The sequence below is a fragment of the Streptacidiphilus rugosus AM-16 genome, assembly GCF_000744655.1.
Lineage (GTDB): Bacteria > Actinomycetota > Actinomycetes > Streptomycetales > Streptomycetaceae > Streptacidiphilus > Streptacidiphilus rugosus.
In genome coordinates this window covers 6738808-6764618 of sequence record NZ_JQMJ01000004.1, presented here as the reverse complement: position 1 = coordinate 6764618, position 25811 = coordinate 6738808, and the positions used below count along the sequence as shown (strand labels likewise).

The window sequence follows — 25811 nt, the reverse complement described above, 5'->3', positions numbered from 1 at the left end:
GGAGCCCCGCGCCCCTGAGCAGTGCATGGCTGCTCGACCGCCCGGAGTTGCCCGGAGTTGAGAAAGGATCCCCGCGTGGCCCGATCGAAGAGCGACCCGACTCCGCCGCCCGTGCCGGAGCCGCTGCGGATTGCCGTCGCGGACTCGCACACGCACCTGGACATGCAGGACGCGACCCCCGAGGAGATCATCGCCAAGGCCGCCTCCGTCGGCGTGAACACCCTCGTCCAGGTCGGCTGCGACGTCCCGGGTTCACGGTGGGCCGCGGAGATCGCCGGGGTTCACGCGAACGTGCACGCGACCGTCTCGCTGCACCCGAACGAGGCGCCGCGCATCGTCCTCGGCGACCCGGACGGCTGGAGCGGCCAGAAGCGCGGCCCCGGTGGGACGGCCGCCCTCGACGCGGCCCTCGCGGAGATCGACGCGCTCGCCGCCCTGCCGCAGGTGCGCGGGGTCGGGGAGACCGGACTGGACTACTTCCGCACCGGGCCCGAGGGCGTCGAGGTGCAGCAGGAGTCGTTCCGGCGGCACATCGCGCTGGCGAAGAAGCACGGCAAGGCGCTGGTCATCCACGACCGCGACGCCCACGAGGACGTGCTGCGGATTCTCGCCGAGGAGGGTGCGCCCGAGCGCACCGTCTTCCACTGCTACTCGGGCGACGAGGAGATGGCCAAGATCTGCGCCGAGGCCGGCTACTACCTCTCCTTCGCCGGGCCGGTCACCTTCCCGGCCAACCACCACCTGCGCGCGGCCCTCGCCGTCACCCCCCTGGACCGCGTCCTGGTGGAGACCGACGCGCCGTTCCTCACCCCGGCCCCCTTCCGCGGCCGTCCCAACGCCCCCTACCTGATCCCGCTCACGCTGCGGGCGATGGCCCAGGTCAGGGGCATCGAGGAGGACGAACTCGCGGCCGCCGTCGCCGCCAACACCGCGCGCGCCTTCGACTACTGAGCCGCGCCGACGCCACCCCTGCGGGGCGTGACGTGGGCCCCGGCTCTTCGTTGGTCAGTCCGCACGTCGCCCCGCACGGACGACGGACGACCGACGACGCGGCGGAGGCCACGCGTGAACGTTTCTTCAGGTGCGTCACCACGGACGCTGCCGCAGGCGTTGATCCTGGCGCTGCTGGTCGGCGGCACCGGCGCGTTCCTGGCCGAGGAGCCCCGCGGCGACGAGCGGGTGACCGAGGCCGCGGACCTGCTGCCCGACGGCGCGGTGGCTGTGGACGCGGCCGGTGCGTCCGGCGCTGCGACGCAGCACGGCGCCGGGACGGCGGCGCTGCCGTCGCCGCGGTCGGTCGACTCCCTCGCCCTGCCGCAGATGCCCTCCACGCCGTCCGCGCCCGAACTGCCGCACCGGCCCAGACACGCCAAGCCGCACCACCGGGCGGCCGAACCGGCGCACGTCAGCGACCACGCCGTCATCGCGGCCGGGCACGGCCGCCATCGCGCGGGGGCCTTCACCGACCTGTCGAGCCTGTCCCACGTCACCGGCGATCTCGACTGGGGCGCGCTGGCCCGCTGCGAGTCCGGCGGCAACCCGCACATCACCGACCCGTCCGGCCGCTACGGCGGGCTCTACCAGTTCGACGCGCACACCTGGCACAGCCTCGGCGGTCACGGCCTGCCGCAGAACGCCTCCGCGTCGGAGCAGACCTCCCGCGCGCGCACCCTCTTCCACGAGCGCGGCACCGCGCCCTGGCCCTCCTGCGGCCACCGCGCCCACGGCTGACCACCGGCGGGGTGCGCGCCGGTTCGCGCTCCCGCCGCCCCGTATCCTTGCCGGGTGAGCACCACCGATCCCGACCAGCCCGTCGAGGCCCAGTCCTCCGACGCCGCTCTGCTCGGCCCCGCCGACATCCGTGAACTGGCCGGCCGGCTGGGCGTCCGCCCGACCAAGCAGCGCGGACAGAACTTCGTCATCGACGCCAACACGGTGCGCCGCATCGTCCGCGCCGCCGAGGTGCGGCCCGACGACGTCGTGGTCGAGGTCGGCCCGGGTCTGGGCTCGCTGACGCTCGGACTGCTGGAGGCGGCGGAGCGGGTCACCGCCGTCGAGATCGACGCGCTGCTCGCGCAGCACCTGCCGGCGACCGTCGCGGCCAGGATGCCCGAGCGCGCCGACCGCTTCGCGCTGGTCCACGCCGACGCGATGACCGTCACCGAGCTGCCGGGCCCCGCCCCGACCGCGCTGGTCGCGAACCTCCCCTACAACGTCGCCGTCCCGGTGCTGCTGCACATGCTGGAGCAGTTCCCGACGATCGAGCGCACGCTCGTGATGGTGCAGGCCGAGGTCGCCGACCGGCTCGCCGCCCAGCCCGGCAACAAGGTCTACGGCGTCCCCTCGGTCAAGGCCCAGTGGTACGCCAGGGTCAAGCGGGCCGGGTCGATCGGGCGCAACGTCTTCTGGCCCGCGCCGAACGTCGACTCCGGGCTGGTCTCGCTGGTCCGGCGCGACGAGCCGATCAGGACGACGGCCTCGCGGCGGGAGGTCTTCGCGGTCGTGGACGCGGCGTTCGCGCAGCGCAGGAAGACGCTCCGCGCCGCGCTCGCGGGCTGGGCGGGCAGCCCGGTCGCCGCGGAGGCGGCGCTGCAGGCCGCGGGCATCGACCACCGGCTGCGCGGCGAGGCCCTGACGGTGGAGCAGTTCATCGCCATCGCCGAGAACAAGCCGCAGCACCAGGACTGAGGGCAGCGCCGGGGCGCGGCCCCGGTCTTGCCACAATGAACCGCCGTCCGGGCACCGGGACCGCAACCGGCCCGACGCCCGCAGCACCCGCCCACCGGCCCGTCAGGAGCATCCCGCCGATGTCCGCCGCCGACGTCACCGTCCGCGTCCCCGCCAAGGTCAACGTGCAACTCGCCGTCGGCGGCCGCCGCGCCGACGGCTTCCACGCGCTGGCGACCGTCTTCTTCGCGGTCGGCCTCTACGACACCGTCACCGCCCGCCCGGCGGACGGCCTGACGCTCACCGTCGAGGGCCGGGACGCGGACGTGGTGCCGACCGACGACAGCAACCTCGCGGCCCGTGCGGCGCGCGCGCTCGCCGCGCACCACGGGGTCGAGGCGAACGTCGCGCTGCACATCGCCAAGGACATCCCGGTCGCCGGGGGCATGGCCGGAGGCAGCGCCGACGCCGCCGCCGCGCTGCTGGCCTGCGACGCGCTGTGGGGCCTGGACACGCCGCGGGAGACGCTGTTCGCGCTCGCGGCGGAGCTCGGCAGCGACGTGCCCTTCTCGCTGCAGGGCGGGGTCGCCCTCGGCGAGGGGCGCGGCGAGCGGCTCACCGCGATCCCCACCGGCGGCGGCTTCCACTGGGTCTTCGCCGTCGCCGACGGCGGCCTGTCGACGCCCGCCGTCTACGGCGAGTGCGACCGCCTGCGCGAGGTCGCCGCCGGTCCCGGCGGCGCGGACGAGACGCGGATCCCCGCGCCCGCCCCCGACACCGCGCTGCTGGAGGCGCTGGCCGCCGGCGACGCCGCCGCGCTGGGCGCCGCCCTCAGCAACGACCTGCAGGCCGCGGCGCTGTCGCTGCGCCCCGCGCTGGCCGACACCCTGCGCGCGGGCAGCGAGGCTGGCGCGATCGGCGCCCTGGTCTCGGGCTCGGGACCGACCTGTGCCTTCCTCGCCAAGAACGCGGCCGAGGCGTCCGCGGTCGCCGCCGCGCTCGCCCTCTCCGGCACCTGCCGCGAAGTCCGCCAGGCGGAGGGCCCCGTCCCCGGAGCGACCGTGCTCTGAGCCGCCACGACGGCGCGACGGCCGGGCCGACTACCCTGGGGGGCGGTAGTTTCCCCAGCCCCCGCAGGAGCGCAGCACCCGTGGCAGTCAATCTCGTCACCGTCGAAGGCGTACGGAAGATCTTCGGCACCCGTGCCGTGCTCGACGGTGTGTCCGTCGGTGTGAGCGAGGGAGACCGGATCGGCGTCGTCGGCCGCAACGGCGACGGCAAGACCACGCTGACGCAGATCATGGCCAGGCGGGAGGAGCCGGACGGCGGGCGGGTGACGCACGTCACCGGGCTGCAGATCGGCGTGCTGGCGCAGGGCGACGCGCTCGACCCGGCCGCGACGATCCGGCACGAGGTCATCGGTGACAAGGCCGACCACGAGTGGGCGGGCGACGCCAAGATCCGCGACGTGCTGCTCGGGCTCTTCGGCGGGCTGGACCTGCCGGGCTTCGCGCTGGGGCTGGACACCGTCATCGGCCCGCTCTCCGGCGGTGAGCGCCGCCGGATCGCGCTGGCGCAGCTGCTGATCGCCGAGCACGACCTGCTCGTCCTCGACGAGCCCACCAACCACCTCGACGTCGAGGGCATCGCCTGGCTGGCCGGGCACCTCCAGGCCCGGCGCTCCGCGCTGGTCGTGGTCACCCACGACCGCTGGTTCCTGGACCAGGTCTGCACCCGGATGTGGGACGTCCAGGCCGGCGCCGTGCACGAGTACGAGGGCGGCTACTCCGACTACGTCTTCGCGCGGGCCGAGCGGTCCAGGATCGCGGCGACGGAGGAGACCAAGCGGCAGAACCTCATCCGCAAGGAGCTGGCCTGGCTGCGCCGCGGTGCGCCCGCCCGCACCTCCAAGCCGCGCTTCCGCGTCGAGGCGGCCAACGAGCTGATCGCGGACGTGCCGCCGCCGCGCGACAAGGTCGAGCTGATGAAGTTCGCCAACTCGCGCCTGGGGAAGACCGTCTTCGACCTGGAGGACGTGACGATCAAGGCCGGCGACAAGCTGCTGCTGGAACGTCTCACCTGGCAGCTGGGCCCCGGCGACCGCGTCAGCCTGGTGGGCGTGAACGGCGCGGGCAAGACCTCGCTGATGCGCGCGATGCAGGCCGCCTGGGCGAGCGAGGGCGAGCGGCAGCCGGCCGGCGGCAAGGTCGTCGTCGGCCGCACGGTCAAGCTCGCCTACCTCTCTCAGGAGGTCGCCGAGCTGCCGGCCACGCTGCGCGTGCTGGAGGCCGTCGAGCAGGTGCGTTCGCGCGTGGACCTCGGCAAGGGCCGTGAGATGTCGGCGAGTCAGCTCTGCGAGACCTTCGGGTTCACCAAGGAGAAGCAGTGGACCCCGGTCGCCGACCTGTCCGGCGGTGAGCGCCGCCGCCTGCAGCTGCTGCGGCTGCTGATGGACGAGCCGAACGTGCTCTTCCTCGACGAGCCGACCAACGACCTCGACATCGAGACCCTCAGCCAGCTGGAGGACCTCCTCGACGGCTGGCCCGGCTCGCTGGTCGTGATCAGCCACGACCGCTTCTTCGTCGAGCGCACCACCGACACCGCGTGGGCGCTGCTCGGCGACCGCCGCCTGCGGATGCTGCCGCGCGGCATCGAGGAGTACCTGGAGCGCCGCGCCGCGGCCGTCGAGGCGGCGGCTCCGGCGGTCCCCGCGGCGAAGAAGGCGGGCGGCGACACGCGTGCGGCCAAGAAGGAGCTCCAGCGGATCGAGCGTCAGCTCTCCAAGCTGGAGGGCCAGGAGGCCAAGCTGCACGACCAGATGGCCGAGCACGCCGCGGACTTCGGCAAGATCGCCGACCTGGACGGCAAGCTGCGCGCGCTCAAGGAGGAGCGCGAGGAGCTGGAGATGCAGTGGCTGGAGCTGGCCGAGGACGTGTGACGGACAGCACAGACGGCCCCCGCACGACCTCGGTCGTGCGGGGGCCGTGCTGTTCGGGTCCGTGTCCGCGGTGAGGCCGCACCGGCGGGAAGTGCGTCCGAGGGCCCCCGCAAGAGCTCCTGGCGGCTGCCGGGCCCGCGTTCCGGGGCGTGGAAGGGGCGACCGACGGAGCCCTGGGCGCCGAAGGGCAGGCGCCGGAGGCGACCGGAGGGCCGTCCGGAAGCGCGTTCGGAAGGGTGCCGGGGCCATGCTCGGAGCGGATTTCCCATCCGGGGCTCTGACCAGGTAAGGTCTTCCTCGTTCGCCCCTATAGCTCAGTCGGTAGAGCGTCTCCATGGTAAGGAGAAGGTCTGCGGTTCGATTCCGCATGGGGGCTCCGACATGAAGGCCCGTATCCGTTAGCACGGATGCGGGCCTTCGTCGTCAGGTCGCGAGTTTGGCCGGGTGTTCCCTCGAACGAGCACGGTCGTATGGCGTTCCATGGGCAGAATGCGTTGTGATGGTGCGTCACACGTCGTGCCAGGGGAGGGCGGAGGACTCCGTGGGGGTTCGGCTCGTGGTCGTCGACGACCACCGTTTGCTTGCCGAGGCGCTCGCGGCTGCCCTGCAGTTGCGCGGGCACAGGGTGCTCGCGGTGGGGACGCCGACGGGGGTGGCCGCCGATCTGGTGGTGAACCGCAGGCCGGAGGCGTGTCTGCTCGGGGTCTCCCGGCCCGAGGAGCCCGGCGCTTTCGACGTGGTGCGCCGGATCCGGCGGGAGCGGCCCGAGGTGGCCGTCGTGGTGATGGGCAGTGTCGACCACCTCGGCGGGGTCGCGGCCGCCTTCGCCGCCGGGGCGGCGGGGTACGTGCGCCAGGACGAGCGCATCGAGGTCGTGGAGCGCGCGCTGGGACGGGTGCGCGCCGGCGAGGCCGCTGTCGCGCCCGAGCTGCTGCGCGCCGCCTTCGAGCAGTTGCTGCGTCCCACCGTGGAGTCCGACGACGAGGCGCAGCAACTGCTGCGGCTGCTGACCCGCCGTGAGGCGGAGGTGCTGGCCCGGATCGCGGAGGGCCAGGACACCCAGGAGATCGCCGAGGGCATGCGCATCGCGCCCAGCACCGCCCGGACCCACGTCCAGCGCGTGCTGGTGAAGCTCGGCGCGCGCACCCGCCTGGAGGCGGCCGCCGTCGCGGCCAGGACCGGTCTGCTGGAGCGTGTCGGCCGCGTTCCTCGCTGAGCCGGCGCTGCGCCGCGCCGAGCCGCACCGCGCCTGGCCGACCGAGGTGTGACCGACGGGAATCCAACCGTAACCCAACACTTCCGAACAGTCCGCCGGCGTCGCCCCCGCCCTGACCGTGCCTGCTGCTCGCAGGCTGGACTCACGTTGCCTGGGGCTGTTGACTACTGCTTAATTGTGTTCGAATATGTTGAAGCGAGCGAGCAGCGAGAACGTCAGCGAGGCCGACCTTGGAGATCCCCGTAGTGAAGAAGACCAGCACGCGACTGGCCGACGGCCGTGAGTTGATCTACTACGACTCCCGCGACGACGTCGTCCGCGCAGCCGAGGACCGGCGGCCCCTGCCGCACAGTGAGACCCTGTCGGAGCTGCGCTACGACCAGGTGCTCGACGAGTGGGTGGTGGTGGCCGCACATCGCCAGGGGCGGACCTATCACCCGCCCGCGGACGAGTGCCCGCTCTGCCCCAGCCGCGACGGACGGCTCAGCGAGATCCCCGAGCCGGACTACGAGGTCGTCGTCTTCGAGAACCGCTTCCCCTCCCTGGCCCCCCACCCGCACCCCGACCTGGTCGCGGCGACCCCGCCCCAGGTGATCCGACCCGGCGCCGGGCGGTGCGAGGTGGTCTGCTTCACCTCCGACCACGACGCCTCCTTCGCGGACCTCACCCCCCGGCAGGTCGGCACCGTGCTGGAGGCCTGGACCGACCGCACCGCCGAGCTCTCCGCGCTCCCCGGCGTCGAGCAGGTCTTCTGCTTCGAGAACCGCGGTGCGGAGATCGGCGTCACCCTCGGCCACCCGCACGGGCAGGTCTACGCCTACCCCTTCGTGACACCGCGCACCGAGCGGATGATCGACGCGGCGGCCGCCTTCCGCCGCCGCACCGGGCGCAACCTCTTCGAGGAGCAGCTGGACGCCGAGCGGCGCTCGGGGGAGCGCGTGGTCGTCGAGGGCGAGCACTGGACCGCCTTCGTGCCCTTCGCCGCGCACTGGCCCTATGAAGTGCATCTGTATCCGCACCGCAGGGTGGGCGACCTGAGGGCGCTCGACGACGCGGAGCGCGCCGAGTTCGCCCACCTCTACCTCGACCTCCTGCGCCGCTTCGACCTGCTCTTCGCCCCTGAGACGCCCGAGGAACTGCGCGCCTCGGGCCGGACCGTCAACCGCACGCCGTACATCGCCGCCTGGCACCAGGCCCCCACCAGGCACACCCCGGGCAACGGGAGCGAGCTGGCCCTTCATATGGAGCTCTTCACCATCCGTCGTACGGTAGGGAAGCTCAAGTTCCTGGCCGGCTCCGAGTCCGGCATGGACGTGTTCATCAACGACGTCGCGCCCGAGGACGCCGCGCGACGCCTGCGGGAGGTCAAGCCATGAGTCAGTACCTGGTCACCGGTGGCGCCGGTTACGTCGGCGGGGTCGTCGCGGCCCATCTGCTGGAGGCGGGCCACGAGGTGGTGGTGCTCGACGACCTGTCCACCGGCTTCCGCGAGTCCGTGCCCGCCGGGGCGCGGTTCGTGCGCGGGCGGATCCAGGACGCGGGCGAGGTGCTGGACGGCTCCTTCGACGGCGTGCTGCACTTCGCGGCGAGCTCGCAGGTCGGCGAGTCGGTCGTGGATCCGGAGAAGTACTGGCGCAACAACGTCGCCGGTTCGCTGGAGCTGCTGAGCGCCATGCGCAAGGCGGGCGTGCGCCGCCTGGTCTTCTCCTCGACCGCCGCGGTGTACGGGGAGCCCGAGTCGACGCCGATCGTGGAGACCGCCCCGACCCGGCCGACCAACCCGTACGGCGCCACCAAGCTCGCCGTCGACCACATGATCACCAGCGAGGCGGCGGCCCACGGCCTGGCCGCGGTGTCGCTGCGCTACTTCAACGTCGCCGGGGCCTACGGCCGGCAGGGTGAGCGGCACGACCCGGAGTCGCACCTGATTCCGCTGGTGATCCAGGCCGCGCTGGGCATCCGTCCGCACATCTCCGTCTACGGCGACGACTACCCGACGCCGGACGGCACCTGCGTGCGCGACTACATCCACGTCGCGGACCTGGCCGAGGCGCACCTGCTCGCCCTCGACGCCGCCCGCCCCGGCGAGCACCTGGTGTGCAACCTGGGCAACGGCGCCGGCTTCTCGGTGCGCGAAGTCATCGACGCGGTGCGTCGCGTGACCGGCCGTGAGATCACCGCCGTGACGGCCGGCCGACGCGCGGGAGACCCTGCCGTGCTGGTCGCCTCCGCGGATCGCGCCCGTGAACTGCTCGGCTGGCGTCCGAGCCGCGCCGACCTCGACGGAATCGTCGCCGACGCCTGGCAGTTCGCGCTCTCCCTCACCGGCGACGCCCCCGCCGCCGGCTGAGTCCCCCGGCTCGGCGACGCCCGTCGCCGAGCCGTCCGACCCGCCCCGACCGGCCCGCCGCAGCGGAGTCCGCAGCCGAGAAGCAGGAGAACCAGCAGTGATCGAGCCGCACGAGCCGACCGCGGACGCCGTCGCCAAGGACTTCACCGCGCTCTTCGGACGCGAGCCCGAGGGCGTCTGGCAGGCGCCGGGGCGGGTCAACCTGATCGGCGAGCACACCGACTACAACGACGGCTTCGTGTTCCCCGTGGCGCTGCCGCACGCGGCGCGGATCGCCGTGGCCCGGCGCGACGACGGCCTGGTCCGCGTGCACAGTTCACAGGGCGACGGTCGGGTGGTCGGGTTCACGGTCGAGTCGCTGCGGCCCGGCTCCGTCGAGGGCTGGGCCGCGTATCCGGCCGGCGCGCTGTGGGTGCTGCGCGAGGCGGGCCACCCCGTGCCCGGCTTCGACCTGCACCTGGACAGCGACGTGCCGTTCGGCGCAGGGCTCTCCTCCTCGGCCGCGCTGCTGTGCGCGGTCCTGCTGGCCTGCGACGAACTGCTCGGCCTCGGCGTCGAGCGTCCCCAGCTGGCCAAGCTCGCCCAGCGCGCCGAGAACGACTACGTGGGCGCTCCGGTGGGGGTCATGGACCAGACCGCCTCGCTCTGCTGCGAGGAGGGCGCCGCGCTCTTCCTGGACACCCGCGACCTGGCGCAGCGTCAGGTTCCGCTGGACCTGGCGGCGGCCGGACTGGTGCTGCTCGTGGTCGACACCCACGTCGAACACGGCCATGCCGACGGTGCCTACCGCCACCGCAGGGCAGGCTGCGAGAAGTCGGCGGCGCTGCTCGGAGTCCCGGCGCTGCGGGACGTGGAGGCGACGGGCGGCGCGGAACTGGAGGCGGTTCTCGCCTCGCTCCCGGACGAGGAGCTGCGCCGGCTCACCCGGCACGTGGTCACCGAGAACGCCCGGGTGCTGGAGGCCGCGCGGCTGCTCGCCGCAGGAGACGTGCGGGCGCTGGGCCCGATCATGACGGCCGGCCACGCCTCGCAGCGGGACGACTTCACCATCTCCTGCCCGCAGTCCGACACGGCGGTCGACACGGCGCTGGCGCAGGGCGCGCTGGGCGCGCGGCAGACCGGCGGCGGGTTCGGCGGCTGCGTGATCGTGCTGACCGTCCCCGACCGGGTGCCCGCGATCACGGCGGCCATCGAGTCGGCTTATGCTGCGCAGCCGGACTGGAACGCGCCGAGCTTCTTCACCGCGACGCCCGCGCCGGGGGCGCGACGACTGGCCTGAGCAGGGCGGACCCCGCTGCGGGCGGCTGCCTTCGGTGCGGTCCCCGGCCGAGCAACCCATAAGTGATGCTTATGGGGTCATAAAGTCGAAGGCACTAGTGTGACGGAAGGATCGCGGGTGAGGCTTGCCTTACCCGCGCTCCGCCTCCCCGCTGCGCAGACGCCTGCTCGTCCGCCCGACCGAAGGATCCCGCTGCCATGACACGCCCTCTCCGGGTCGCCATCGTCGGTTCCGGCCCCGCCGGCATCTACGCCGCCGACGCGCTGCTCAAGTCCGACGCCGCACAGGACCCTGGCGTGTCCATCGACATCTTCGAGCGGATGCCCGCGCCCTTCGGTCTGATCCGCTACGGCGTGGCCCCCGACCACCCCCGGATCAAGGGCATCATCACCGCCCTGCACCAGGTGCTGGACAAGCCCCAGATACGCCTCTTCGGCAACGTCGACTACCCCGGTGACCTCTCTCTCGACGAGCTGCACCAGTTCTACGACGCGGTCGTCTTCGCGACCGGCGCCAACGCCGACCGTGCGCTGGACCTGCCGGGCATCGACCTGGACGGCTCCTACGGCGCCGCGGACTTCGTCTTCTGGTACGACGGCCACCCCGACGTCCCCCGCGACTGGCCGCTGACGGCCGAGAAGGTCGCCGTCCTCGGCGTCGGCAACGTCGCGCTCGACGTCGCCCGGGTGCTGGCCAAGACGGCGGACGAGCTGCTGCCCACCGAGATCCCGGCCAACGTCTACGAGGGCCTCAGGCAGAACAAGGCCCTGGAGGTGCACGTCTTCGGCCGCCGCGGACCCGCGCAGGCCAAGTTCAGCCCGATGGAGCTGCGCGAGCTCGACCACTCGCCGAACATCGAGGTCGTCGTCGACCCCGAGGACATCGACTACGACGAGGGCTCGATCGCGACCCGGCGCGGCAACAAGCAGGCCGACATGGTCGCCTCGACCCTGGAGAACTGGGCCATCCGTGATGTCGGCGACCGCCCGCACCGGCTCTACCTGCACTTCTTCGAGTCACCCGTGGAGGTGCTCGGCGAGGACGGCAAGGTGGTGGGCCTGCGCACGGAGCGGACCGAGCTGGACGGCACCGGCAACGTCCGCGGAACCGGCCGGTTCAGGGACTGGGACGTCCAGTCGGTGTACCGGGCGGTCGGCTACTACTCCGAGGAGCTGGCGAAGCTCCCGTTCGACGTCGACTCGGGCACGGTCCCGCACGACGCGGGCCGGGTGGAGCCGTCGACGTACGTGACGGGCTGGATCAAGCGCGGCCCGGTGGGCCTGATCGGCCACACCAAGGGCGACGCGAACGAGACCGTCGCCTCCCTCCTCGCCGACCACGCGGCCGGTCGGCTCGCGGCTCCCACGTCGCCGTCCCCGGAGTCGGTCGAGGCGTTCCTGCGCGAGCGCGGCGTCCGCTACACCAGCCGCGAGGGCTGGTACCGCCTCGACGCCCACGAACGCGCCCTCGGCGCGGCGCAGGGCCGCGAACGCGTCAAGGTCGTCCCCCGCGACGAGATGCTGGACGCCTCCGGCGCATAGGCATCGCTCGACAGCGGAGGGCCGGTTGCACTCACCCCATTGGCGCGAGGAACTGCGCGCCTCCGGCGCGCGGTCGCGGCACGTTCCTGCGAGGGGAAGTTGCAGCACGCCAGGGGCGCGGGGAACTGCGCGATAAGCCACCGGCGACCGGTCGGTCCTCAATGCGCAGGGCCGTCCGCCCCGGGTGGTTCCTCGCGCAGTTCCCGCGCCCCTGAGCGCCTGCCTGGTTTCTCGCGTGGAGAAGACCGGCGCCCCTGGGTGCTTGCCTGGTTTCTCGCGTGCAGAAGACCCCCCGCTCCCCCCGCTCCTGAGCGCTTGGCTGGTTTCCCGCGTATGGGGAGCTGCCCCGTTCGGGTGATTGTTCCGCGCAGGTGCGGGCGCGCCCCTACGCTGGATTGGGTAGGGGGTGGTGCTGCGTTGGGGGGAGTGGGCGTGGGGCGGATCAGGGTGCTGGTGGCCGACGGTCACCGGATCTTCGCCGAGGCGCTGGCCACCGCGCTCGCCGCGGAGCCTGACGTAGAGGTCGCGGCAGCCGGCAGCGCCGCCGCCGCCGAGCGGTCGCTGGAGCGCGCCGCAGGCGAGGGGCGGGCGTTCCAGGTGATGCTCGTCGACGCCGACCTCGGCGCGGGCCCGGGCGCGGGCTCCACCCTCGGCGTCACCGCCCATGTGCCCGCCCAGCGCCGGCCGCTCGCCGCGCCCGCCTTACCGCCGCGCCCGCCGACCGCTCAGGGCGGGGACGGAATCGCACTGATCGGGCGGGCCAGGGCGGTCCACCCGGACCTGCGGGTGATCGTCCTGGCCACCGCCGACGATCCGCATCGCGCCGTGCGCGCGCTGCAGGCCGGCGCCGGCGGGTGGGTCGCGAAGGAGAGCTCGCTCGGACGGCTGATGGCCGTGATCCGGGGCGTGATGCGGGACGAGACGCACCTGCCGCCCAGCCTGCTCACCGGCGTCGTCCGCGAGCTCACCGCCGCCCGGCGGGACCGCACCGAGAGCGAGCGGCTGGTGGACTCGCTCACCCCGCGCGAGAAGCAGGTGCTGCGCTGCATGGTCGCCGGCCTCGGGCGGCAGGCCGTCGCCGACCGGCTCTACCTCTCGCCGCACACCGTGCGCACCCATATGCAGAACGTCCTCGGGAAACTGGGCGTCCACTCCACCCTCGCGGCCGTCGCCCTGGCCCGCCGGGCGGGCGTCGGACCCGCCGAGGGCTGACGTCCGACGGCGGCAACGGGCCCCGGTTCAGGTCCGGCGGCGCACCAGCACCATCGTGTCCAGCGCCTCCAGCGCGGCCGTCGTCCGCTGGGACTGGCGGCGGACCAGCTCGCCACCGGTGCAGACGGCCAGCGCGGTGAGGATCGCGATCAGGTGTTCCGCACCGGCGAGATTCGTCAGCAGCAGCGCCTCGCCGATCATCGCCGCCACCACCAGCGCGCCGGTCACCAGCGCGCGGTAGCGCCACGCGATGACGACGGCCAGGGCCACGACGGCCACCGAGGGGCCGGTGTCACGGACGAACGCCGCCTCGTAGGAGAGGCCGAAGAAGTGGCTCGGGCCCAGCTCGATGCCCTGCCGCGCGTACATCGTGCCCGCCAGGGTCGCCGCGTAGGCGACGGCCAGGGTGCGCCAGCGGCCGAGGGTGATCTCGGCGATGCCGAAGACGAAGAAGATCTGGCCCGCCGCGCCCCAGACCGGCAGGTCCGGCGCCGGGACGAAGAGCGAGAGCGGGGTGCGCGAGAGCGCGACGCCGATGGGGAGCGAGGCGCGGACGACGCCGAGCTGCTCGACCATCGCCGCACCGGACGGCGACTGCTGCCAGATCTGGAAGACCAGGACCGCCAGGGTGGCGGTGAGCGTCATCGGGATCGCCGCCAGCCCCCTGCCGCGCACCCCTGAGCGCAGGGCGCCGAACAGCGCGCCCCACTCGCGCTCCGCACCCGAGCGCACCGCGGAGCGGACGGCGACTGCTGTGCCTGGCATACGCGCAGTTCCTCCGTAGACGTGGTTTTACGTCTTATCCAACGGTAAGCCCGAATTGAGGTCGCGTTCTGCTCCGCCGGACGGAGGCCGGGCTCATTCGCCGGGAGGACCCGCGACCGGCGCGGGCCGGCTTTCGGCGGGCGGCGCAAGCGGCGCGTGGCGCCGTTTGAACAGGGAGGGCAGGCTCGGAGCGGTGATGAAGCCCTCCGCGCGGGCCGAGGCGATGCTGATCCTGGGGAGGTCGCTGCTGCGTTCGAACAGCAGGTAGCGCGGCTCCCAGATGGGCCGGTACTTGGCGTTGGCCCGGTAGAGGGACTCGATCTGCCACCAGCGCGAGAAGAAGATCAGCACCTCGCGCCACAGGCGCAGCACCGGTCCCGCGCCCAGCTTGCCGCCGCGCTCGAAGACCGCGCGGAACATGGCGAAGTTCAGCGAGATCCGCTTCACGCCCAGCTTCTCCGCCTGCTGGATCAGCTCGATGACCATGAACTCCATCAGGCCGTTGTCGGACTCGCGGTCCCGGCGCATCAGGTCCAGCGACAGGCCCTCGCGGCCCCACGGGACGAAGCTCAGCAGGGCCCTGAGTTCCCCCTCGCCGTCGTGGCACTCGAGCATCACGCACTGGCCGTCGTCGGGGTCGCCCAGGCGGCCGAGCGCCATCGAGAAGCCGCGTTCGGTCTCGCCGTCGCGCCAGTGGTCGGCCAGGCTCAGCAGCGCGTCCATCTCGTCCTCGGGAATCTCGCCGTGGCGGCGCGCCCGGACGGTGTAGCCGGCCCGGCCGACGCGCTTGTGGGCCTGCCTGACGCCACGCATCGCGCGGCCCTCGAGTGTGAACTCGTCCACCTCGACGATCGCCTCGTCACCGAGTTCCAGGGCGTTCAGGCCGTGGCGGGCGTACACGGTGCCGCCCTCCTCGCTCGCGCCCATCACGGCCGGCGTCCAGGCGTGCAGCTCGGCCTGCTCCAGCCACTGCTCGATCGCCCCCGGCCACGCCTCCACGTCGCCGATCGGATCGCCGGAGGCCAGCGAGACGCCGCCGACCACGCGGTACACGACGGCCGCCTTGCAGCTGGTGGAGAAGACCACGCTCTTGTCTCGGCGCAGGGCGAAGTAGCCGAGCGAGTCGCGTTCGCCGTGCCGGTCGAGCAGTGCGCGCAGCCGGCTCTCGTCCTCCGCGCCCAGGTACTCCTTGCCCTTCGGGGCGCGGAAGAGGGCGTAGAGCACGAGCAGGAAGAGGATCACGCTCATCACGTTGATGGCGATGTCCACCCAGTGCGGGATCTGCACGCCGACGTGCTCGGATCCGGCCGGGGCGAGGGTGTAGACGCGCATCAGCGCGTAGTTCATCCGGTCCCACAGGGTCGAGCCCTCGGCCGTGTTGGTCAGGGTGACCAGCGCGGTGCCGATCAGCATGCCGAGCACGCCGCCGCCGATCAGGGTTCCCAGGGCGAGCAGCGGGTTGGACCGGTCGCCCTTGGCGTGGAACTCCCGGCGGCCGACCACCAGGCAGAGCAGGAAGAAGGCGCTGATGCCGGTGGAGATCCAGTTGAAGACGTGTTCGCGCACCTCGGGGCCGACGATCATGACCAGGGCCACGAGCAGGATGTACGCGCCGGAGAGGACCAGGTTGAAGATCCACGCGGCCCGTTTGCCGCGTCGCATCATGATCGCCATGAAACAGGCGACGGCGGCCGAGGTGAAGCCCGCGGTCAGCAGGTAGGGCGTGAACAGCTCACCGGTGTTGTGCCGGGTGACCTGGCGGCGGAACGGGGCCGAGAAGGCGCCCAGCAGGTTGAGCACGGTGGCGATGCGCAGGTACCAGACGGCGGCGAGCGCGGCTCGGTGCTGCCACTTCTGACGACTGCTGGGCGTGGTCTCGCTCGACACGTGCGCATCCATCCCGTTCTGGTCGAATCTTCATGATTACACACCAGAACGGGACAAATAGGCCAGTTTGTCGGCGGTGGCGAGGCTACCGCCGGTGGTGCCGGAAGAGCTCCTGGAAGACGCCCGCGATCACCGCGTGACCGGTGGGGTTGGCGTGGATGTCGTGGAAGGGGGTGCACTCCCAGGTCCAGGTGCAGATCCTGGCCACGTTGAGCGGGACCTGGCCGAAGCCGGGAAGGGTGACCTGGTCGGCGAAGTCGAGTGTGGAGAACGCGGTGGAGACGTCCGCCAGCCGGAAGTCGCCCGCCCGCAGGCCGGCCGCGACCGCGCCGTTCAGCCCCACGCCCAACTGGGTGGAGAGCTGCGCCGCCTGCTGCCCCGCCGGTCCGGTCAGCCACACGGCCAGGAACGGGTCGTAGTAGTTCATCCCGGCGTACCGCGGGTGGCTGCCGCCGGCCCGGTGCAGGGCCTTGGTGATCTGCGGCATCTGGGCGGCCACGGTGGCGATGCCCTGGCTCGCGCAGGCGGGGTCGATCGAGCCGCCCTTGAGGCAGCCGTCCACGTCGTTGGCGCCGATGTCAAGGGTCACGTAGCTGACGTGGCCGCGGTGGGCCCGCAGGAACTTGACCGCCGCGTCGAGCTGCGAGGTCGCCCCCGGGTAGCTGCAGATGCCCCCGTTGATCATGCTCTCGGTGGTCTCGCCCGAGCAGCCCAGCTTGATGTGGACCAGGTCCGGATCGTGCTGCTTGAGTCTGGCGAAGAGCTGGTCGGTGTAGGAGACGTCGGTGTTGTGACCGACGTTGGGCTGGTATCCGGCCGCCAGCGAGTCGCCGAGCGAGACGTAGTACTCAGGGCTCTCGTGGTGGTGCGCCGGGCTCACCGCCTGGACGGTGACGCCCGCCTGGGGTCGGGCGGCCGCGGAGGCCGGGCCGGCCATGGCGAGGGCGAGCAGCGCGGCGGTGGCGGCGGCGCCCATGGTGCGCGCCAGCCGCGGGAGTGCGGTCATCGGGTGGTGTCCCCCTTCCGGAGACCGCTGTGTTGCGGTCCCGGCAAGGGAGTAGACAACCCGCCAGTAACCCCTGACAAGACCCGTGCACGCGTGGACCCGACGCGACCGCCGCTCCCGGCCTGTCCGGGCCTGATGGGGGCTGAGGTGAGCGGAGGTCGGCGACGGTGCGCCCGGCGACTACTCCGGCAGGTTGTCGAAGGGGGCCACGAGCTGACGCAGCAGCGCGGCGAGGTCGTCGCGCTGGGCGGGGGAGAGCTCGCCAAGGATCGCCCGCTCGTGGTCGAGCAGGCCGGAGAGGGCCGCGTCGGCGCGCTCCTGACCCGCCTGGGTCAGCCGCACCAGTACGCCGCGTCGGTCGCCGGGGTCGGGCAGGCGCTGGACCAGGTCCTTGCCGGCCAGGCGGTCGATCCGGTTGGTCATGGTGCCGGAGGTGACCAGGGTCTGGGTGAGCAGCTGGCCGGGGGAGAGCTGGTAGGGCGTCCCCGCGCGGCGCAGCGCGGTGAGGACGTCGAACTCCCAGGGCTCCAGCGAGTGCTCCGCGAAGGCGGTGCGGCGCGCCCGGTCGAGGTGGCGGGAGAGCCTGCTGACCCGGCTCAGTACCTCGAGCGGGGCCACGTCGAGGTCGGGGCGCTCGCGACGCCACGCTGCGACCAGCCGATCGACCTCGTCCTCCATGGTGATCAGTGTAGTCGGATATCTATCGACATGAAGTCTCTTGACATCAAGAATTTACCGGGGGCATGCTGAGAGTATCTTGATGTCAAGATAAATGGAACGGAGCGAGGACGCCATGACGCCTGTCAGCTGGGACCCGAAGCAGTACCTCCGGCACGCCGACCTGCGCAGCCGCCCGTTCTTCGAACTCGTCGACCGCATCCCCTGCACCCCGAGCCGCGTCGTCGACCTGGGCTGCGGCCCGGGAAACACGACCGCCGCCCTCCCCGCCCGCTGGCCCGGCGCCGTCGTCACCGGACTGGACAGCTCCCCCGCGATGATCGAGCAGGCCCGCCGCGACCACGGCTCCGCCGTCGACTTCCGGATCGGCGACATCACCCGCTACGCCCCGCCGTCGAGCGGAGCCGACCGGCCCGACCTCATCCTCTCCAACGCCGCACTGCAGTGGGTGCCAGGACACCTCTCCCTCTTCCCCCGCTGGATCGCGGCGCTGCCCGGCGGCGGAACCCTCGCCTTCCAGGTCCCCGGCAACTTCGACCAGCCCTCGCACACACTGCTGACCGAACTGCGCAACAGCCCCCGCTGGAAGGCCGCCGTCGGCGGCCCGCACCGCGCCGACATCCCCCGACCCGCCGAGTACCTCACCGCCCTGGCCGGACTCGACTGCGCGGTCGACGTCTGGGAGACCACCTACCACCAGGTGCTGACGGGGGACCACCCCGTCATCGACTGGATGCTCGGCACCGGCCTTCGCCCCGCGCTCGACGCGCTCCCCAACCCGGAACAGCGCGCCGACTTCCTCGCCGAGTACGGCGCGCTGCTCGACACCGCCTATCCGCGGCAGAGCTTCGGCACCGTCCTGCCCTACCGCCGCGTCTTCGCCGTCGCCGTCAAGCGCTGAACCCGGCCGCCGCCCCCACCCCGCCCCACCCCGCCCCCGAAACGGAGCCCCTCGTGATCGTCGCCCTCGACCATGTCCAGCTCGCCGCGCCCGCCGGCAGCGAGAACGCGCTGCGCGCCTACTACGTCGGCGTGCTGGGCCTGACCGAGATCCCCAAGCCCCCCGTGCTCGCCGCGCGCGGCGGCTGCTGGTTCGCCACCGGCGACGGAGCCGTCCAGATCCACGTCGGGATCGAGGACCCCTTCACCCCGGCGAAGAAGGCCCACCCCGCGCTGCGCGTCGCCGGGATCCGCGCCTACGCGGACTCCCTCGCCGCCGGCGGCGCCCAGGTCGTCTGGGACGACAACCTGCCGGGCCACGACCGCTTCTACTCCTTCGACCCCTCGGGCAACCGCATCGAGTTCCTCGAACCGCGCGGCTGAGCGCGGGCGGGGCGGACGACCGCGGCGGACGAGCGGGGGTGCGGGGCCGGGGGGCTCCGCACCCCCGGCCACCCGGGCAGGCTAGGACTTCCTGCGGCCGACCAGCTGGGGGCGGCGCTCCATGCCCTCAAGACCGTGCCAGGCCAGGTTCACCAGATGCGCGACGACCTCCGCCTTCTTCGGCTTGCGGACGTCCAGCCACCACTGGCCCGTCAGAGCCACCATGCCCACCAGCATCTGCGCGTACATCGGCGCCAGCTTCGGGTCGTAGCCCCGCGACTTGAACTCCAGGCCGAGGATGTCTTCCACCTGGTTCGCGATGTCGCCGATCAGCGACGCGAAGGTCCCCGTCGACTGCGTCACCGGCGAGTCCCTCGTCAGGATCCGGAAGCCGTCCGTCGAGGTCTCGATGTAGTCGAGCAGCGCGAACGCCGCCTCCTCGCACAGCTCCCGCGGATGACCGCCCGTCAGCGAGCCGGTGACCATGTCCAGCAGCAACTGCATCTCGCGGTCCACGACGACCGCGTACAGCCCCTCCTTGCCCCCGAAGTGCTCGTAGACCACCGGCTTCGAGACCCCGGCCTTCGCCGCGATCTCCTCCACCGACGTCGCGTCGTAGCCGCGCTCCGCGAACAGCGTCCGCCCGATGTCCAGCAGCTGCTCGCGGCGCTGCTTCCCGCTCATCCGCACGCGTGTGCCACGACGTGCCGGCGCCCCCCGCCTGGACGAGGGCGTGTCGCCTACCGGGTCCCTGTCGCCACTGCTCTCGTTCACAGCACCATCATGCCGCCCGCCGGGCCGCCAACCGATCCCGGCTCGGCCAGCGGACGTCCGTGGCCCAGCCGATTCGCTCGAACCAGCGGATCAGCCGCGCCGACGAGTCGACCTGTCCGCGCAGCACGCCGTGCCGGGCCGAGGTGGGATCGGCGTGGTGCAGGTTGTGCCACGACTCCCCGCAGGACAGCACCGCCAGCCACCAGACGTTGCCGCTGCGGTCCCGCGAGCGGAACGGCCGGGCCCCGACCGCGTGACAGATCGAGTTGATCGACCAGGTCACGTGGTGCAGCAGCGCGATCCGCACCAGCGAGCCCCAGAAGAACGCGGTCAGCGCGCCCTGCCAGGACCATGCCCACAGGCCGCCGACCAGCGGCGGAAGCAGCAGCGAGACCATCGTGAAGAGGAAGAACTGACGGGAGATCCAGTGCACGTCGCGGTCCTTCACCAGGTCCGGCGCGTACTGCTGCTGCGGGGTCTGCTCCTCGTCGAAGAGCCACCCCATGTGCGCCCACCACAGGCCGCGCAGCAGCGAGGGAACGGACTCGCCGTAACGCCACGGCGAGTGCGGGTCGCCCTCGCGGTCGGAGAACTTGTGGTGCTTGCGGTGGTCGGCCACCCACCGCACGATCGGCCCCTCGACGGCGAGACTGCCGGCCACGGCCATGGCGATCTTCAGGGCGCGGTTGGCCTTGAAGGAACCGTGCGTGAAGTAGCGGTGGAAACCGACGGTGATCCCGTGACAGGCGGTGAAGTACATCGCCACGGCGATGACGACGTCGTGCCACCCGACGCCCCACCCCCAGGCGACCGGCACCGCGGCCAGCACGGCGAGGAACGGCACCACGATGAACAGCCCCAGAGCGACGCGCTGCGCCATCCCCTGGCGCTCCCCGCCTCTGGTCCCATCTGTCGGCGGCCGGCTCGGACCGTTGTCGACGACGTCGGTGATCTGCAAAGTCATAGGACGCCCTTCGGCCTACGGAACCGTAACTTACGGCATCGTAGGTTCTGTGCCCGTCGGCGGGGAAGACCATCCTCCGGACGGCGTGGCGGGAGGGTGAATTCCCGACGACGGCCGATTCCGCTCGATCGTGTGAACGGTCGCCGTTCGGCCGCGCGCTTCCTCGGCACCCGAGGAGATTGGGCCCATGCAGGCCAAGCACCGCGAACAAGCCGAAGCCCGCCGCCTCCGCGCCGAGGGCCGCAGCCTCGACGAGATCGCGGCCGCGCTCGGGGTCTCCAAGAGCTCCGCCTCCGTCTGGGTGCGGGACGTGCCCCGCCCGGCGGCGACGCCGCAGGATCGGGAGCGACGGCGGCTCCACATGGAGGAGGTCTGCTGGGCGCCCCTCCGCGCACGCCGGGCGCTGAGTCATCAGGCCGAGCGGGCAGCCGCGCGCTCGGCCGTCGGGCGGCTCAGCGACCGCGAGCTGTTTCTGCTCGGGGTCGGCCTCTACTGGTCGGAGGGGTCCAAGTCGAAGGCGTGGCGCACGCAGAGCGCCCTGGTCTTCATCAACAGCGATCCCGACATGATCGATGTCTTCTTGGCCTGGCTCCGCATGCTCGGGGTGGAGCGCCGGCACTTGCGCTTCCGGGTGGCCATCCACGAGTCCGCGGACGTGAGCGCCGCCGAGCGATTCTGGGCCGGGCGGGTCGGCGCGGACGCGTGCTTCGGTTCGACCACGCTCAAGCGCCACAATCCGAAGACCACACGGCACAACGTGGGCACCGGCTATCACGGTTGTCTCACCGTGTATGTTCGGCGGAGCGCTTGGCTGCTTCGTCGCATCGAGGGTGCCTGGTGCGGCATAGTAGGAGCCGCCACTCTGCCCGGTGCGGATTGTGGTCAGTCCGCCGTAGTGTAATTGGCAGCACACCAACCTTTGGAGTTGGCAAGTCAAGGTTCGAATCCTTGCGGCGGAGCACCTTACTGATCGGTTCTGATCGATCGTCCCGATGGCGGTTATCCTCACTGTGTTCGGGCACGTCTGTGCGGCTCCCAGCTCGGGTGTTCGGCGGCCCGGCGGACCCTCCCCGTTCCGTTGCAGAGGAGCCTGCGCCCCATGACTCCCACCGCTGTGATCGTTCTCGCCGCCGGCGAGGGCACCCGGATGAAGTCGGCCGCCCTGCCGAAGGTGCTGCACCCGCTGTGCGGACGCACACTCGTCGGGCATGCCGTCGCCGCCGCGCGGGAGCTGACGCCGGAGCATCTGGCCGTCGTCATCGGCCACATGCGGGACAAGGTCGCCGCGCACCTCGCCGAGGTGGACCCGGAGGTCCGCACGGTCGTTCAGGAGCAGCAGAACGGCACCGGCAACGCCGTGCGGGTCGCCCTGGAGGCGCTCGCCGCTCAGGGGCTCGTGCTGGACGGGACGGTCATCGTCACCACCGGTGACACCCCTCTGCTCACCGGCGCCACGCTGCAGGCGCTCGCCGCCGCGCACGCCACCGAGGGGAACGCCGTCACGGTGCTCACCGCGGAGGTTCCCGACGCCACCGGCTACGGCCGGATCCTGCGTGGCGAGGACGGCTCGGTCCAGGCGATCGTCGAGCACAAGGACGCCACCGACGCCCAGCGCGCCATCGCCGAGATCAACTCGGGTGTCTTCGCCTTCGACGGCAAGTTGCTGGTCCAGGGGCTGGCCGAGGTCCGCACCGACAACAGCCAGGGTGAGGAGTACCTCACCGACGTGCTCGGGATCCTGCGCGAGGCCGGACACCGCGTCGGCGCGGTCGTGGCCGCCGACTACCGCGACATCCTCGGCATCAACGACCGGGTCCAGCTCGCCGAGGCCCGCCGGATCATGAACGACCGGCTGCTCGACGCCGCGATGCGCGCGGGTGTCACCGTCGTCGATCCGGCCACCACCTGGCTCGACGTGCAGGTCACCTACGAGCGTGACGCGGTGCTGCACCCGAACACCCAACTGCTCGGTGCGACCTCGGTCGGCGAGGGCGCCGAGGTCGGTCCGAACTGCACGCTGCGGGACACCGGGATCGGCGCCGGAGCCGTTGTGATCAATGCCACAGCCGAGCGTGCGGTGGTCGGGGCGGGCGCCAGCGTCGGTCCGTACGCCTATCTGCGTCCGGGCACGGTGCTGGGTGCGAAGGCCAAGGCGGGTACGTACGTCGAGATGAAGAACGCCGTCGTCGGCGACGGCGCGAAGGTGCCGCACCTCAGCTATGTGGGCGACGCGACCATCGGCGAGGGCACGAACATCGGCGCTGCCTCGGTGTTCGTCAACTACGACGGCGTCAACAAGCACCGCACCACGATCGGCGCCCACTGTCGGACGGGCTCTGACAACATGTTCGTCGCCCCGGTGACGGTGGGGGACGGCGCGTACACCGCGGCGGGCTCGGTGATCTACCAGGACGTGCCGCCCGGGGCTCTGGGCGTGACCCGTCCGCAGCAGCGGAACATCGAGGGCTGGGTGGAGCGCAAGCGGCCGGGATCCGCGTCGGCGCAGGCCGCGGCGGCTGCGAAGGCCGAGGCCGAAGGGGCCGCTGAGGCGTAGCCGACCACTCGGGAGGACGACCCGGAGGCGACGGGAGGCTCCCTGGACGCGTAACCTGGTGGTCATCCACACGCCACAGGCCCGCTCCAGGCCAGACGTTCGCCTGCGGTGTATCAGCAACAAGGAGACGGTTGCAGTGACCGGGATCAAATCGTCCGGCTCGCGGAAGATGATGCTCTTCTCCGGCCGCGCACACCCCGCCCTCGCGCGGGAGGTGGCCGAGCAGCTGGGTGTCGAGTTGGTCCCCACCAAGGCTCTGGACTTCGCCAACGGCGAGATCTACGTGCGCTACGAGGAGTCGGTGCGCGGTGCGCACGCCTTCGTGCTGCAGAGCCACACCGCGCCGATCAACCAGTGGATCATGGAGCAGCTGATCATGATCGACGCCCTCAAGCGGGCGTCGGTCAAGACCATCACCGTGATCATGCCGTTCTACGGCTACGCCCGTCAGGACAAGAAGCACCTCGGCCGTGAGCCCATCTCGGCGCGGCTGATAGCGGACCTGCTGAAGACGGCGGGCGCCGACCGGCTGATCTCCGTGGACCTGCACACCGCGCAGATCCAGGGCTTCTTCGACGGCCCGGTCGACCACCTCTTCGCACTCCCGCTGCTGGCCGACTACGTCGGCGACAAGGTGGACCGCGCCAAGCTGACGGTCGTCTCCCCGGACGCCGGCCGGGTCCGGGTCGCGGACCAGTGGTCGGACCGCCTGGGCGCGCCGCTGGCGATCATCCACAAGCGTCGCGACCCGAACGTGGCCAACAAGGTCATGTCCGCCGAGGTCGTCGGTGACGTCAAGGGCCGGGTCTGCGTCCTGGTCGACGACATGATCGACACCGGTGGCACCATCGTCGCCGCCGCGGACGCGCTCTTCGAGGCGGGCGCCGAGGACGTCATCGTGGCCGCCACCCACGGCGTGCTCTCCGGCCCGGCGGCGGACCGGATCAAGAACTCCCGGGCGAGCGAGTTCGTCTTCACGAACACGCTGCCGACCCCGGGCGAGCTCCAGCTGGAGAAGGTCACCACGCTCTCCATCGCCCCGCTGATCGCCCGCGCGATCCGCGAGGTCTTCGACGACGGCTCGGTGACCAGCCTGTTCGAGACCGCCTGACCCGTTCTGTCCCCTTCGTAGGGGCCGCAGGCCGCACTGACTGATCGTTTTGGCTCCCTCGCCGGGCCCGGGTAGACTCGACCTCCTGCCCGGCGAGGGAGCTTTTTCGTTGCCCGCAACGATCACCGGCTCCGTTATCGACGCGCTTCTTGTGACGAGAATGTGTGAGATGGCCGCCGAGCGCCCCTGTTCTCGCACTTCCAAGGAGCGCTTCCATGTCTGAGATCCGCCTGTCCGCCGAGGTCCGCACCGAGTTCGGCAAGGGCTCCGCCCGCCGCGCCCGTCGCGCCGGCCTGGTCCCCGCGGTCGTCTACGGCCACGGCCACGCCCCGGTCCACCTGAACCTGCCGGGCCACGACCTGATGCTGGCGCTGAAGACCCCGAACGCGCTGATCTCCCTGCCGATCGACGGCAAGCAGGAGTTCGTGCTGCCGAAGGCCGTCCAGCGTGAGGCCATCAAGCGCACCATCGAGCACGTCGACCTGATCCTGGTCAAGCGTGGCGAGAAGGTCACGGTCGAGGTCCCGGTCCACACCGAGGGCGAGCTGGCCCCCGGCGGCAACCTGCTGGAGCACGTCCTCAACGCGCTGCCGGTCGAGGCCGAGGCCACCCACCTGCCCGAGGCCGTCACCGTCTCCATCGAGGGCCTGGAGGCCGGCGCCTCCATCCTCGCCAAGGACATCACCCTGCCGTCCGGCACCACGCTGGCGGTCGACGAGGACGCCGTCGTGCTGCAGGTCATCGGCGCCCAGGCCGAGGCCCCCGCCGAGGAGGAGACCGAGGAGGCGGCCGAGGCCGCTGACGAGGCTCCCGCCGAGGCCTGATCCTCAGCCTCTGTGTCTGAACCCGCGTACCACTGACACTGCCCCGGTCGTCCTCGTCGACGGCCGGGGCAGCGTCGCATCCTGATTGGAGCAGTGCGAGATGAGCGAGCAGGGACCCTGGCTGGTCGTCGGCCTCGGCAACCCCGGTCCTCAGTACGAGGGGAACCGGCACAACATCGGCTTCATGGTCGCGGACCTGCTGGCCGAGCGCGTGGGCGGGAAGTTCAAGGCGCACAAGAGCCGGGCCCAGGTGGTGGAGGGCCGGCTCTCGGGGCAGCGGGTCGTGCTGGCGAAGCCGATGTCCTTCATGAACCTGTCCGGCGGCCCGGTCGTGGCGCTGCGCGACTTCTACAAGGTCGGTGTGGACCGGCTCGTGGTGATCCACGACGAGCTCGACATCGACTACCCGACGCTGCGCCTCAAGTGCGGCGGCGGGGACAACGGCCACAACGGGCTGAAGTCGATCACCAAGTCCCTCGGCCCGGACTACTTCAGGGTCCGGGCCGGCATCGGCCGTCCGCCGGGCCGGATGGACGTCGCGGACTTCGTGCTGCGGGACTTCTCCTCGTCCGAGCGCAAGGAACTGCCCTGGTTCGTGGACCGGTGCGCGGACTCGGTCGAGTCGCTGCTGACGGAGGGGCTGGAGCGGGCCCAGTCGGTCTACAACACCTGAGAGCGCGACGACGGCGGCCGGCCTCCCCGAGGGGAGGCCGGCCGCCGTC

24 protein-coding genes and 2 tRNA genes are annotated in these 25811 nt (G+C 72.0%); 20 read left to right on the top strand and 6 right to left on the bottom strand.

Going from position 1 to position 25811, the window contains the following annotated elements; genetic code table 11:
• The first annotated feature begins 75 nt into the window (after positions 1–75).
• The 12 genes from BS83_RS39490 (at position 76) to BS83_RS39435 (ending at position 13203) form a co-directional block, all read left to right on the top strand.
• Complete coding sequence (locus BS83_RS39490) at positions 76–951, top strand: TatD family hydrolase (protein WP_037608190.1); 876 nt, start codon at positions 76–78, stop codon at positions 949–951.
• Positions 952–1065: 114 nt separating this feature from the next.
• Positions 1066–1731, top strand: a complete 666-nt coding sequence (locus BS83_RS49065) for a transglycosylase family protein (RefSeq protein ID WP_408641080.1) — start codon at positions 1066–1068, stop codon at positions 1729–1731.
• Positions 1732–1785: 54 nt separating this feature from the next.
• Positions 1786–2688, top strand: a complete 903-nt coding sequence (gene rsmA / locus BS83_RS39480) for a 16S rRNA (adenine(1518)-N(6)/adenine(1519)-N(6))-dimethyltransferase RsmA (protein ID WP_037608188.1) — start codon at positions 1786–1788, stop codon at positions 2686–2688.
• A gap of 119 nt (positions 2689–2807) precedes the next feature.
• Entirely contained in the window at positions 2808–3737 is a 930-nt protein-coding gene (locus BS83_RS39475) for a 4-(cytidine 5'-diphospho)-2-C-methyl-D-erythritol kinase (protein ID WP_037608187.1), read from the top strand.
• An 80-nt stretch (positions 3738–3817) separates the two neighbouring features.
• Positions 3818–5605, top strand: a complete 1788-nt coding sequence (locus BS83_RS39470; protein WP_037608186.1) for an ABC-F family ATP-binding cassette domain-containing protein — start codon at positions 3818–3820, stop codon at positions 5603–5605.
• Between the two features lie 303 nt (positions 5606–5908).
• Positions 5909–5981: transfer RNA gene (locus tag BS83_RS39465), tRNA-Thr, on the top strand.
• Positions 5982–6146: 165 nt separating this feature from the next.
• The gene (locus tag BS83_RS39460; protein ID WP_037608185.1) at positions 6147–6821 is read left to right on the top strand and encodes a response regulator transcription factor; all 675 of its coding nucleotides are present in this window, start codon (positions 6147–6149) and stop codon (positions 6819–6821) included.
• A gap of 245 nt (positions 6822–7066) precedes the next feature.
• Positions 7067–8197: a galactose-1-phosphate uridylyltransferase gene (gene galT / locus BS83_RS39455; protein WP_037608182.1), complete on the top strand. Its 1131-nt coding sequence runs from the start codon at positions 7067–7069 to the stop codon at positions 8195–8197.
• Positions 8194–9171, top strand: a complete 978-nt coding sequence (gene galE / locus BS83_RS39450; protein WP_037608179.1) for a UDP-glucose 4-epimerase GalE — start codon at positions 8194–8196, stop codon at positions 9169–9171. Before galT ends, galE begins: the two co-directional genes overlap by 4 nt.
• A gap of 97 nt (positions 9172–9268) precedes the next feature.
• A complete protein-coding gene (gene galK, locus BS83_RS39445) occupies positions 9269–10450 on the top strand; it encodes a galactokinase (RefSeq protein WP_232248647.1) in 1182 nt (393 codons plus the stop codon).
• A 197-nt stretch (positions 10451–10647) separates the two neighbouring features.
• Positions 10648–11991: an FAD-dependent oxidoreductase gene (locus BS83_RS39440; RefSeq protein WP_037608176.1), complete on the top strand. Its 1344-nt coding sequence runs from the start codon at positions 10648–10650 to the stop codon at positions 11989–11991.
• Positions 11992–12423: 432 nt separating this feature from the next.
• Entirely contained in the window at positions 12424–13203 is a 780-nt protein-coding gene (locus BS83_RS39435; protein ID WP_037608174.1) for a LuxR C-terminal-related transcriptional regulator, read from the top strand.
• A 27-nt stretch (positions 13204–13230) separates the two neighbouring features.
• Here the strand turns inward: BS83_RS39435 and BS83_RS46050 are convergent, their stop codons facing one another.
• The 4 genes from BS83_RS46050 to BS83_RS39415 form a co-directional block, all read right to left on the bottom strand.
• The gene (locus BS83_RS46050; RefSeq protein WP_063774324.1) at positions 13231–13968 is read right to left on the bottom strand and encodes a hypothetical protein; all 738 of its coding nucleotides are present in this window, start codon (positions 13966–13968) and stop codon (positions 13231–13233) included.
• A 93-nt stretch (positions 13969–14061) separates the two neighbouring features.
• Entirely contained in the window at positions 14062–15867 is a 1806-nt protein-coding gene (locus BS83_RS39425) for a phosphatidylglycerol lysyltransferase domain-containing protein (RefSeq protein ID WP_051945106.1), read from the bottom strand.
• 73 nt (positions 15868–15940) lie between these two features.
• On the bottom strand, positions 15941–16861 hold the full coding sequence (locus BS83_RS39420; RefSeq protein ID WP_051945102.1) for an SGNH/GDSL hydrolase family protein: 921 nt from the start codon (positions 16859–16861) through the stop codon (positions 15941–15943).
• Between the two features lie 180 nt (positions 16862–17041).
• Positions 17042–17539, bottom strand: a complete 498-nt coding sequence (locus BS83_RS39415) for a MarR family winged helix-turn-helix transcriptional regulator (protein WP_037608171.1) — start codon at positions 17537–17539, stop codon at positions 17042–17044.
• Positions 17540–17654: 115 nt separating this feature from the next.
• Here BS83_RS39415 and BS83_RS39410 point away from each other — a divergent pair, with 115 nt between their 5' ends.
• Both BS83_RS39410 and BS83_RS39405 read left to right on the top strand, forming a co-directional pair.
• Positions 17655–18440, top strand: a complete 786-nt coding sequence (locus BS83_RS39410; RefSeq protein ID WP_157597496.1) for a methyltransferase domain-containing protein — start codon at positions 17655–17657, stop codon at positions 18438–18440.
• 53 nt (positions 18441–18493) lie between these two features.
• Positions 18494–18862, top strand: coding sequence for a VOC family protein (locus tag BS83_RS39405; RefSeq protein ID WP_037608166.1), 369 nt, complete (start codon positions 18494–18496; stop codon positions 18860–18862).
• 81 nt (positions 18863–18943) lie between these two features.
• On the opposite strand, the gene BS83_RS39400 is transcribed toward BS83_RS39405, so the two are convergent.
• Both BS83_RS39400 and BS83_RS39395 read right to left on the bottom strand, forming a co-directional pair.
• Positions 18944–19546 carry a TetR/AcrR family transcriptional regulator gene (locus BS83_RS39400; RefSeq protein ID WP_037608163.1) on the bottom strand — a complete coding sequence of 201 codons (603 nt, stop codon included), beginning with the start codon at positions 19544–19546 and terminating at the stop codon, positions 18944–18946.
• 97 nt (positions 19547–19643) lie between these two features.
• Positions 19644–20600: an acyl-CoA desaturase gene (locus BS83_RS39395; protein WP_037608160.1), complete on the bottom strand. Its 957-nt coding sequence runs from the start codon at positions 20598–20600 to the stop codon at positions 19644–19646.
• A 187-nt stretch (positions 20601–20787) separates the two neighbouring features.
• On the opposite strand from BS83_RS39395, the gene BS83_RS39390 reads away from it, so the two are divergent.
• From BS83_RS39390 to pth, 6 genes are all read left to right on the top strand, one after another.
• Positions 20788–21501 carry a hypothetical protein gene (locus tag BS83_RS39390; protein WP_037610951.1) on the top strand — a complete coding sequence of 238 codons (714 nt, stop codon included), beginning with the start codon at positions 20788–20790 and terminating at the stop codon, positions 21499–21501.
• Positions 21487–21559, top strand: a tRNA-Gln gene (locus BS83_RS39385). The genes BS83_RS39390 and BS83_RS39385 overlap by 15 nt, the downstream gene beginning before the upstream one ends.
• Positions 21560–21699: 140 nt before the next feature.
• On the top strand, positions 21700–23154 hold the full coding sequence (gene glmU / locus BS83_RS39380) for a bifunctional UDP-N-acetylglucosamine diphosphorylase/glucosamine-1-phosphate N-acetyltransferase GlmU (protein WP_037608158.1): 1455 nt from the start codon (positions 21700–21702) through the stop codon (positions 23152–23154).
• A 136-nt stretch (positions 23155–23290) separates the two neighbouring features.
• Entirely contained in the window at positions 23291–24265 is a 975-nt protein-coding gene (locus BS83_RS39375) for a ribose-phosphate diphosphokinase (RefSeq protein ID WP_037608155.1), read from the top strand.
• A gap of 215 nt (positions 24266–24480) precedes the next feature.
• On the top strand, positions 24481–25089 hold the full coding sequence (locus tag BS83_RS39370) for a 50S ribosomal protein L25/general stress protein Ctc (RefSeq protein ID WP_037608153.1): 609 nt from the start codon (positions 24481–24483) through the stop codon (positions 25087–25089).
• A 100-nt stretch (positions 25090–25189) separates the two neighbouring features.
• Positions 25190–25762 (top strand): aminoacyl-tRNA hydrolase, encoded by a 573-nt coding sequence (gene pth, locus BS83_RS39365; RefSeq protein ID WP_037608152.1) that lies wholly within the window; start codon positions 25190–25192, stop codon positions 25760–25762.
• Positions 25763–25811 lie beyond the last annotated feature (49 nt).